The organism is Zymomonas sp. (assembly GCF_020216885.1).
GTDB lineage: Bacteria > Pseudomonadota > Alphaproteobacteria > Sphingomonadales > Sphingomonadaceae > Zymomonas.
This window is the reverse complement of the sequence record NZ_JAIWON010000073.1, coordinates 1-10,000: the sequence shown is the minus strand read 5'-3', so window position 1 is coordinate 10,000 and position 10,000 is coordinate 1. Positions and strand designations below refer to the sequence as shown.

At 45.5% G+C, this 10,000-nt stretch carries 10 protein-coding genes and 1 other RNA gene; 2 read left to right on the top strand and 9 right to left on the bottom strand.

Annotated features, from left to right (window positions below):
* From LDL18_RS04000 to LDL18_RS03985, 4 genes are all read right to left on the bottom strand, one after another.
* Positions 1-461, bottom strand: a 461-nt coding sequence (locus tag LDL18_RS04000) for a glycosyltransferase (RefSeq protein WP_296507092.1), incomplete at its 3' end; no start/stop codon positions are given.
* Entirely contained in the window at positions 461-1,474 is a 1,014-nt protein-coding gene (hpnA, locus tag LDL18_RS03995; RefSeq protein WP_296507091.1) for a hopanoid-associated sugar epimerase, read from the bottom strand. The genes LDL18_RS04000 and hpnA, both read right to left, overlap by 1 nt.
* A gap of 277 nt (positions 1,475-1,751) precedes the next feature.
* Positions 1,752-2,711, bottom strand: coding sequence for a cation diffusion facilitator family transporter (locus LDL18_RS03990; protein ID WP_296507090.1), 960 nt, complete (start codon positions 2,709-2,711; stop codon positions 1,752-1,754).
* Between the two features lie 115 nt (positions 2,712-2,826).
* A complete protein-coding gene (locus LDL18_RS03985; protein WP_296507089.1) occupies positions 2,827-4,362 on the bottom strand; it encodes a replicative DNA helicase in 1,536 nt (511 codons plus the stop codon).
* 95 nt (positions 4,363-4,457) lie between these two features.
* Between LDL18_RS03985 and LDL18_RS03980 the strand changes: the two genes are divergently transcribed.
* Both LDL18_RS03980 and dcd read left to right on the top strand, forming a co-directional pair.
* Positions 4,458-4,949: a cytidine deaminase gene (locus tag LDL18_RS03980; RefSeq protein WP_296507088.1), complete on the top strand. Its 492-nt coding sequence runs from the start codon at positions 4,458-4,460 to the stop codon at positions 4,947-4,949.
* Positions 4,950-5,002: 53 nt separating this feature from the next.
* The gene (dcd, locus tag LDL18_RS03975) at positions 5,003-5,557 is read left to right on the top strand and encodes a dCTP deaminase (protein ID WP_012817108.1); all 555 of its coding nucleotides are present in this window, start codon (positions 5,003-5,005) and stop codon (positions 5,555-5,557) included.
* Positions 5,558-5,608: 51 nt separating this feature from the next.
* Here dcd and LDL18_RS03970 read toward each other — a convergent pair whose 3' ends face one another.
* From LDL18_RS03970 to LDL18_RS03950, 5 genes are all read right to left on the bottom strand, one after another.
* Positions 5,609-5,941: a YbaB/EbfC family nucleoid-associated protein gene (locus LDL18_RS03970; protein ID WP_296507087.1), complete on the bottom strand. Its 333-nt coding sequence runs from the start codon at positions 5,939-5,941 to the stop codon at positions 5,609-5,611.
* Positions 5,942-6,099: 158 nt separating this feature from the next.
* Entirely contained in the window at positions 6,100-7,986 is a 1,887-nt protein-coding gene (locus LDL18_RS03965) for a DNA polymerase III subunit gamma/tau (protein WP_296507086.1), read from the bottom strand.
* A gap of 163 nt (positions 7,987-8,149) precedes the next feature.
* An RNA gene (ffs, locus tag LDL18_RS03960) (signal recognition particle sRNA small type) lies at positions 8,150-8,247 on the bottom strand.
* 106 nt (positions 8,248-8,353) lie between these two features.
* The gene (locus LDL18_RS03955) at positions 8,354-8,668 is read right to left on the bottom strand and encodes a 2Fe-2S iron-sulfur cluster-binding protein (protein ID WP_296507085.1); all 315 of its coding nucleotides are present in this window, start codon (positions 8,666-8,668) and stop codon (positions 8,354-8,356) included.
* A 9-nt stretch (positions 8,669-8,677) separates the two neighbouring features.
* Complete coding sequence (locus LDL18_RS03950) at positions 8,678-9,793, bottom strand: cysteine desulfurase family protein (protein ID WP_296507084.1); 1,116 nt, start codon at positions 9,791-9,793, stop codon at positions 8,678-8,680.
* Positions 9,794-10,000: the final 207 nt, after the last annotated feature.

The window sequence follows — 10,000 nt, the reverse complement described above, 5'->3', positions numbered from 1 at the left end:
TGGGCAACCAACATTTTCAAGGTATCGTCCTGATGCGCAATATCGGCATCCGTCAGCCATAACCATTTAACCTGTCCGGCGGCCTTAATACCTTGATCCAAAGCCCATAATTTACCCGCCCAACCTTTCGGCAGGGCTGATCCATTAACAATCGTCAATTTACCTTCAGGATAAGTCCTCGCAATGCGTTTAGCGACTTCTGCGGTTCTATCCTCGGAATTATCATCAACAAGGATAACTTTAAAATGGCCGGGGTAATCCTGCCGTAATAATGAATCTATGGCTTTATCAATAACATCGGCCTCATTACGGGCAGGCACAACTGCCACGACATCCGGCCATATTTCCAAAGACGGAACGGGACGATCATCCCGTTCATGACACAACCAAAAGCCACCATGAAAGAACAGAAGACCAATCCAAATACCAAGGGAGGTTAATCCTAGAATGGTGGCGATCATCACAACATACCTTCTGCCCGAAACCATTCGATGGCATCAGAAATGGCATGTTGCCACGGACGAGATTTGTAACCCAGATCGCGTTTGGCTTTCTCCGACGAAAAATACATATGATAGCCAGCCATGCGCAAGGCATCACTGGTAATGAAAGGTTCTTTTTTTGTTACCTTGGCAAAGGCTTCTGCACCCCATGCCAATGGAAAGAGCGGCCATCTTGGCAAGGCAACTTTTGGTGGCTTCCGGCCTACCTGCCGCGCGATTTCCGCCAACATGACACTTAAAGGCACATCGGCACCGCCTAAAATATACCTTTCACCGACAACACCTTTTTCAAGGGCTTTTACATGCCCGTCTGCTACATCGTCCACATGAGCAAGATTAAGCCCTGTATTGACATAGGCGGGCATTTTTCCGGTAGCCGCTTCGATAATAATGCGTCCAGTAGGCGTAGGCTTAACGTCCCTTGGACCAATAGGCGTTGAAGGGTTAACAATAACCGCAGGCAAGCCCTGCTCTGCTATCATCTTTTCAACCAGACGTTCGGCTTCAACCTTAGAACGTTTATAGGCACCAATAGCATTTTCCGGCGTTAGCGGAGAATTCTCATCGCTGGGTTTACCATGTCCGGGTGCCAAAGTGGCGACACTACTGGTATAAATTACCCGTTCGATACCCAGATAGAGCGCCGCTGTCATGATCGCTTGGGTATGCAAACGGTTATGACGAATAATTTCGTTAGGATCGGCAGCCCATAAACGATAATCGGCGGCCACATGGATCAGCGCGCCACAGCCTGAAAGGGGTTCTCTTAAAGAAGGCGGATCATCCAGATCACCAAAAACAATCTCGCCGGGAAAGTCACGGATATTGGTTTTCGGGCTGGTCGCACGTACCATGCCTCGCACTTTATAGCCCTGCTGCGCTAATGACCGCGCCACCGCAGAACCCACAAATCCAGAAACTCCAGTAACTAATACAGGCTTCTCTTTGTTCACCTGATTATGATCTTGCACGATAGACCCCTTATACGCCTCCAATAAGCGGAAATAACGGCACTATACTCAATTGATCTCAATTACCAGAAAGACAGGGTCGTTAAGCCCTTTTAAGCATATAATGGCCGGATAGTATGTCCGGTAAAGCCAAGGTGCTTTTATCACAACCGGAATAAATAAGAGCGAAGCGTAGTTATTCCGACTGTGATAAATTTGGCACTATTATCACGGTATGTGACATTTTGTCGATTGGCGACAATAAACAAATTTATATTTTTATATCAAGAAGCCACCATCAGCATATAATTTCATTATCGCAGCCATCATGCTCTATTTGTAAGGTTACATGACCGATATCGAATTCTTTTTTCATAATATCGGCAACCGACCCAATAAAGGCATCATTATTTTGAATTTTGGAGCGCACAATATGGGCTGTCATCGCAGTCTCGCTGGTGCTTACTGGCCAGATATGGACATGATGAACATTGATAACATCCGGCAACTGATCTAGCCTTGTCACCACTGCCCCGACATCAATAGACGGCGGCACCGCATTCAACGCCATTGCAAAAGAGCGCTTAATAAGGCTCCAACTGCTCCATAATAAAACAACAACAATCCCAAGGCTAAGACTTGGATCAATCCAATGCCAGCCTGTCATCTGGATAATAAACCCTGACAAGACAACGACAGCCGAAACCAACGCATCCAGCAACATATGAAGAAAGGCTGCATGACGGTTTAATTCTTCATGGCCATCTTTGAAGAGCAAAGCCGTGGCAAAATTGATGATAATACCGATACCGGCAATAATCATAATGGTGCCACCTGGAACATCAACCGGTTCTGAAAAACGCCGTATCGCTTCCCACCCAATGGCACCACAAGCAATAACCAAAAAGAGAGCGTTAAAAAGCGCTGCCAAAATAGAGGATGACCGATAGCCATAGGTAAAGCGTGATGTTGGCTTCGACTTTTCGGCAATAAAAGCCGCCAAAGATAAGGCTAATCCCAAAACATCGGAAAGGTTATGTCCGGCATCCGCAATCAGGGATAAAGAACCCGAAGCAATACCATAGCCTATTTCAACCAGAATAAAGGCTAAGTTAATAGCAATACCTATCCCAAAACCACGACTATTACTAGAATTTATCTCATGAACATGGGAATGACTATGATGATGGTCATGACTATGCGTATGATTATGGTCATGATCATGACCCATTTCTGTGTTTTTTATTTCGCTTGCCATAAAGTCTCATTTCTTCTGTAGTTATTATTACAGAAGTTATAATATTACATTACATAATTATATGTTTGACTCTATAGGTTTTATTTTAATTTCAGATTATATCAACTTCATTTTACTATGCGGGATAATCATTTTCAGAATTATACTCATCAACCGGATCGGAAAAGCGCGTAATCTGGCTTTCAAAGCGCAAACGCACTTTACCGGTTGCCCCGTGACGTTGCTTGGCCACGATCAATTCAGCTCGGTTATAGACATCTTCCATAGATTGCTGCCATTTGCGATGTTCTTCATCAATCTGGGCATCTACCAAGGCATCACTACCTTCCGGTGGTCTTTTAGGCTCACGAGACTGGAGATAATATTCTTCACGATAAACGAATAACACGATATCTGCATCTTGCTCGATAGAACCGGATTCACGCAAATCGGAAAGCTGGGGGCGTTTATCTTCGCGTTGCTCAACTGCGCGGGAAAGCTGGGACAAGGCCAAAACAGGAATATCCAATTCCTTGGCAAGGGTTTTTAAACCGCGGCTGATTTCTGAAATTTCATTAACGCGGTTATCATTGGCTTTCCCCGATCCCTGCAACAGTTGCAAATAGTCGACCACCAACAAACCGATATCATGGCGACGCTTTAACCGCCGCGCTCTTGTTCTAAGGGCGGCAATAGTAAGACCGGGGGTATCGTCAATATAAAGCGGTAAATTTTCAAGTTCAGCGGCTGCCCGTGCCAGATTGCGAAATTCTTCCTTACTAACCCGCCCCATACGCAAAGATTCCGAGGATAATCGCGATTGTTCCGCTAACAAGCGGGTGGCCAATTGGTCAGCCGACATTTCAAGGCTGAAAAAAGCAACCGGCGCTCCGGGTGTTTCTTCTGGTGGGATACCGTTTTGGGTGTCATACATGTAACGACGGGCAGCGTTAAAGGCGACGTTAGTCGCAAAAGCGGTTTTTCCCATGCCGGGACGGCCTGCCAAAATCAATAAATCGGAACGATGCAATCCGCCGATTTTGGCATTCACTGATTCCAGACCTGTCGTTACACCAGACAGATGCGCGCCGGAATTGAGTGCCATTTCAGCGGCTTTGACGGCTATCTTAGCTGCTTGATAAAAACTCTTAACACCGCCTTCGGAAATACCCGATTCAGCCACCCGATAGAGCGCTGTCTCCGCCTCTTCAATCTGGGAACGGGGATCAATAATACCTTGGGTATTTAAGGCATTGTCCACCATATCACGCCCGACACTAACCAGTTCACGCAACAAGGCCAGCTCGTAAATCTGTGTCGCAAAATCACGAACACCAAGCAAAGACGCATGATTTTGAACTAAATTATAGACATATTTCATGCCCCCCTTGGCTTGTAAGCTGGGGTCTTTTTCTATCAAAGGCTGAATAGTAACCGGATTAGCCAGCTGGTTACGATCTAACTGGCGCATAATAAGCTGATAAATCAGACGGTGCGTTGGATCAAAGAAATGCTCATCTCTCAATTTAACCTGAACATCTTCGGCCAAACGATTATCAATCAGCAAAGCGCCCAAAAGAGCCGCTTCAGCCTCAAGGTTGACGGGAAGAGATGCGTTTTCTTTTTCTGGCATAGTAGGCGTTGAAGCTACTACTTTCAGACTTTCTACCATGCCAAATCCATCCTTATTCTTCTTTTTTCAATCTTATGTGATATCAAAGCACAATTTCGGGATAGTACCCCCTTCCAACAAGAGAATACCCTTCCATGTCCGAATCTATAGATGCGTTTGAAGCTGGCAACATTACCGTGAAATCATTGATGGATAAAGCCTACACCGCGGCGAGACAATCCTATTCCCCTTATTCTGCTTTTGCAGTAGGGGCTGCCCTTTTACTCAAAGATGGCAGTGTGATTACCGGTACGAATTTTGAGAATGCCAGCTATGGTCTCACGCTCTGTGCTGAAACAGTGGCCGTTGCAACGGCCAATGCAGCAGGTCACCTTGCTGATATCAGAGCGATTGCCATTTGTGGAGGGAAATTCGACAAAGACCGTTTTATCGGCAAGGATATTATTTATCCTTGTGGGCGCTGTCGTCAGGTTTTAAACGAAGCCGCAGAAATAGGCGATTATGACATAATGGTCTATTGCGGTTCAGCCGAAGGTTCCGAAATCGAATCCCATCGGCTTTCCACTTTATTACCTCATAGCTTTGGGCCCAAAAATCTGAACATCCCTTCTCCGAAAAAAGATTAACTCACATCAAAATACCTAAAATTGGCTTAGAATCTTAGAAAAGGAATATATGCATGTCGATCATGGCTGACCGCTGGATACGCGAGCAGGCTCAAAAACACGGAATGATTGAGCCATTTGTTGAAAGCCAGCGTAGAGACGGCTGTATCAGCTATGGATTATCGTCTTATGGTTATGATGCCCGTGTCGCTGATGAATTTAAAATTTTTACCAACGTCAATTCTGCGACAGTTGATCCGAAAAATTTTGATTCAAGCAGTTTTGTTGATCGTAAAACGGATGTCTGCATTATTCCGCCGAACAGCTTTGCTTTGGCTCGGACAGTCGAATATTTCCGTATTCCCAAAGATGTGTTGGTTATTTGCCTTGGGAAATCGACCTATGCCCGCTGCGGTATTATCGTCAATGTCACGCCGCTTGAACCGGGCTGGGAAGGCCATGTAACGCTAGAATTTTCTAATACCACGCCGCTTCCGGCTAAAATATATGCCGGTGAAGGTGCTTGCCAATTCTTGTTCTTACAAGGCAACGAACCTTGCGAGGTCAGCTATTCCGATCGTTCAGGCAAATATATGGGACAGCGGGGCGTTACCCTCCCCCGTCTCTAAGAATCTTCAAGAGCGGAAGGGGCATAACCACCCCTTCCACCTTAATATAAATTAAAGCGGTAAATTCATTCCGGGGGGTAAAGGCATCCCTTGGGTCATTTTAGACATTTCAGCATTGCTGGCTTCATCAGCTTTGGCTTTAACGTCATTGCAAGCCGCCACAATCAGATCTTCCAGCATTTGCTTTTCAGCTGGAACCAGCAGCGTTTCGTCAATTTCAACGCCGGTAATCCGACCTTTTGCGGTTGCCTTAATTTTAACCAAACCGCCACCAGCGGCACCTTCGACATCAATCCTGTCGAGTTTAGCCTGCGCTTCTCCCATTTGGGTCTGTAATTGCTGGGCAGCTTCTTGCGCTGCCTTCATCATTTGTTCGAGATCCATAGCAAAGCCTTTATATTATGAAATTTCATTTTAGCTTGTGCTGTTTGCTTTAGGAAGAGGCCATGGCTGATGCAAAAATTTTTTAAAGAAAGTTTTCGTCTTTTTTTATAAGACATATTGAGCCCTAAGATGCCTTCATCTTTACCAAAGATCCCTATCTATTCATCAGATGACTGCACCCATTCGGCATCAGGAAATGTCTTTAAAACCGCTTGGACAATGGGTGTATTCAAAACGGCTTTTTGACGGGCTTCTTTTTGGGCTATTTCGGCTTCCCGAAAGCTGGGCTGCCCTTTCCGATCCTGTAAAAATTCAACCTGCCACGCCTGTCCTGTCAAATTTTTTAGAGCTACCGATAATTCTTGGCGGGTTTCACCCGATATGCGGCCATGATCTTCTAACAATAAACGGGGCGGATTATATTCAATCAACCGTCCATAATCTTCTAAACTATGGCCAACCAAAGCATAACCCTTATCGAAGAGCCTTTCTGTCAGGGATTTGAAATCTGGTGGAAAATGAGGATTCTTAAGCTTTGCTTCGCTTGCTGAGGCTATCGGCATAGCCGATGGCGTCGGATGATTTTCCGATAATTCAGACAATTTCTGATTACCTTCGACAGGATAATCGCTGTCTGCCATCCGGCTATTATTATCGCCATCGAAAGAAGAAAAATCTTTTTTTTCAGCCGGTTGCAACGAATTTAAAAAATCATTCCCGTTTTTCGGTAAAGCCTCTTTTGCCTGAAACCACGACGGGCTTACCTGTTCAGAAATGTTTTTTTTTACGTCGCCTTCTTCTCTACCTTGAAAAGAAGAGGTCGGCGGAGCCAATCGATTATCTTCTGGTGAAGGTGATAAATTCGGCGAGATGCTTTCCTGCTTTTTTAACTGGGCAATAATCGTTGCAGGATCAGGAAGCTGGCTCGCATGAATTACCCGAAGCAAAGCCATTTCTGCTGCTTCCAAGGGCAAAACCGCATTTTGAACTTCGGAATGGCCTTTTAATAAAAGCTGCCATAAACGATGCAACACCGGAAAAGACAGTTTTTTTCCTAATTCAGCCAGCCAAATTTCTTCTTCTGTCGGATGAAGGGTCAGATTATCAGGCCGTCCCATTTTGCTGCGGGTAATGGCATGAATAAGCTGTAACAAGCCATGCAACAAGGCTTCTGGTTCTACGCCTAGATCATATTGGGCTTTAACATGATCGAGAACACGATCCCCTTTTCCTTCCAGCAAATCAACTAGCAAAGATTTAATAACACCGCGATCAGACAATCCCAGCATTTCACGGACATCGGCCGCCAAAATACGACCAGAACTATGCGCAATCGCCTGATCGAGAATGGACAAGCCATCCCGTACCGAACCTTCAGCCGCCTTAGCAATCATAGCCAAAGCTTCTTCTTCGGCTTCCACTTGTTCTAACCGGACGACTTTTGAAAAATAATCCGTCAGAGTGGCCGTTGATATCCGCCGCAAATCAAAACGCTGACAACGGGACAAAACCGTAATCGGCACTTTATTGATTTCGGTCGTTGCAAATAAGAATTTTACATGCGCTGGCGGCTCTTCCAATGTTTTCAATAAGGCATTGAAAGCACTTTTTGAAAGCATGTGGACTTCGTCGATAATATAGACTTTAAAACGGGCAGATACCGAAGCATAACGGACAGATTCAACGATATCACGGATATCATCGACCCCTGTATGAGAGGCAGCATCCATCTCAACGACATCAATATGCCGTCCTTCGGCAATAGCGCGACATGCCTCACATTCTCCGCAAGGATCTATTGTCATCCCGCCATGGCCGTCTTTTCCGACGCAATTCAAGGCTTTGGCAATCAATCGCGCCGTAGAAGTTTTTCCAACGCCTCTAACCCCAGTTAACAGAAAGGCATGTGCCAAACGATCACGGGCGATCGCATTCCCTAACGTCCGCACCATCGCATCCTGACCAATCAAATCAGAAAATTTCTGGGGACGATATTTACGAGCGAGAACCCGATAGGGCGTTGCCAGAGAGGAAGAATCAACCATAGGACGAAGCTAATGCATAATATGAGGCAGGAAAGCGACTGAAATATTTTTAACAGGTCATTCTTATCCGGCCTGATCGCACTTTAAAAAGAATATCCATCCGAAACGAAATAAAAGCGCGATTATCAAGGATAAAGAAAAAGGGAATTTTTAAAAATTTTTAAGACGTGGAAGCCGGAACGACCCGATACAAATTCGTTACGGCTGCTTCCTTCCGGACCTGACCGGGTTGGCGACAGCACCGTCCGCCCGACTTCCACTATCGCCTATGAAACATTCGGACGCTGTTTGCAAGTCCGTAACAACGAAAAATTATCAATCACGGCGGATATTTCCAGAAAAAGCCTGCTAATTTCATTGGCTCTTTTTAGAAATCTTGTGGAAAATAGACCGTAAAATGCTGGCAATCTGGCAAATATACCTGACAAGCCAAGCGAGAAGTCGGTTCCACATCAAAGGCCAGATCCAGCATATCTTCTTCAATATCCGAAGCAGCCTCAAGCTGGCGAAAATTGTCAGCCGCTATTACGACATGGCAAGTTGCACAGGTTAAGGCACCCTCACAAGTGCCTTCAATCGGCAGACCCGCTTTATGAATAACATCCAATAATTTATCACCCTTTTCGGCTTGGCAGGTGATTTTTTTCTGCTGCTGATCAATGAATAGGACAGTTACAGACATGACATTTCCTTAACGCAAAAAACGCCGCTGTTTTTCCGCAGCTTCTCGAATATATTCCAAGCCCAAAAGCAATTCTTCTTCGGTTGTATATCGACCGAAACCGATACGGATGCTTCCCCTCACCGCTTTTTGAGACAAGCCCAAGGCTTTTAAAACATGGCTGGGGCGACCATTGCCACTTGAACAAGCAGAACCTGCCGAAAAGGCCACTTGGCGGGCATCACTTATTAAGCGGCTGGAATCGATCCCTTCTTGATGAATATTAAAATTACCGAGCCAACGCTGATTTTCCGAGCCATTGATGATCCAATCTGGCATTTTGGCTTTAGCTAAAGCGAATAAAGCCGCCGCATGGCGTTGATCTTTTTCCTGTTGTTGCTGTGCCAAAGCGGCGGCAGCACCAAAAGCCGCTGACAAAGCTGGACTAAGAGTGCCAGACCGGAACCCTTCTTGCTGATGTCCGCCATGTAAAAGAGGCGTTAAAGTGATATCTTTTCTAAACCACAATGCCCCGACACCTATCGGCGCATGAATTTTATGACCAGACAAAGCGATCATATCGCAACCTTCCGGCATATCAAGGCGACCGTATCCCTGAACTGCATCCAACAGGAAATACGCCCCCGCCTGATGGGCTAAATCCGCCAATGCGGCTATAGGCTGGATAACGCCAATCTCATTATTGACGAACATCGCCGTCACAAGAGCGGTCTTGTCATCAATCGCAGCAGCGGCCTTTTCCAGATCAACCAAGCCATCAGAATGAACCGGCAAAAGCACAATCTCTGCCCCCAAATGCGCCAAATAGCCGAGGCTATCCAATGTCGCGGCATGCTCGGTTGCCAATGTCACAATTTTACGGCGGGTATTTTTTCCAGAAAACCACAAACCTTTTATCGCCATGTTGAGCGCTTCGGTTGCACCCGACGTGAAAACCAGATTTCCTGCCTCGCTTTCGGGTATCAAAGCCGCGATTTGGTCTCTGGCGATGGCAACTGCGGCGGCGGCCTTTCTTCCTATCCGATGGGGCGAATGTGGATTGGCGCCACCATCCAGCCAAGGCAGCATGGCTGCTTTGGCTTCGGGTGCCATGGGGGTTGTGGCTTGATAGTCTAGGTAAATCATCTAGCGTAATCTTTAAAAAATCTGGGAAGGAAGGCTTGTTCTACAGGATTCTCTTTATCCAATTACAATGCATAAAAACAATATTTTTAAAAAGGAAAAAACAAGATAGTTTCGTTACTCTAAAAGGGTAACAGTGATTAAAAAATCACTTTATTTAAAAATTTTATTTCTTAAAAATTAAAATTTATTTTCCACCTTCTAAAAAAT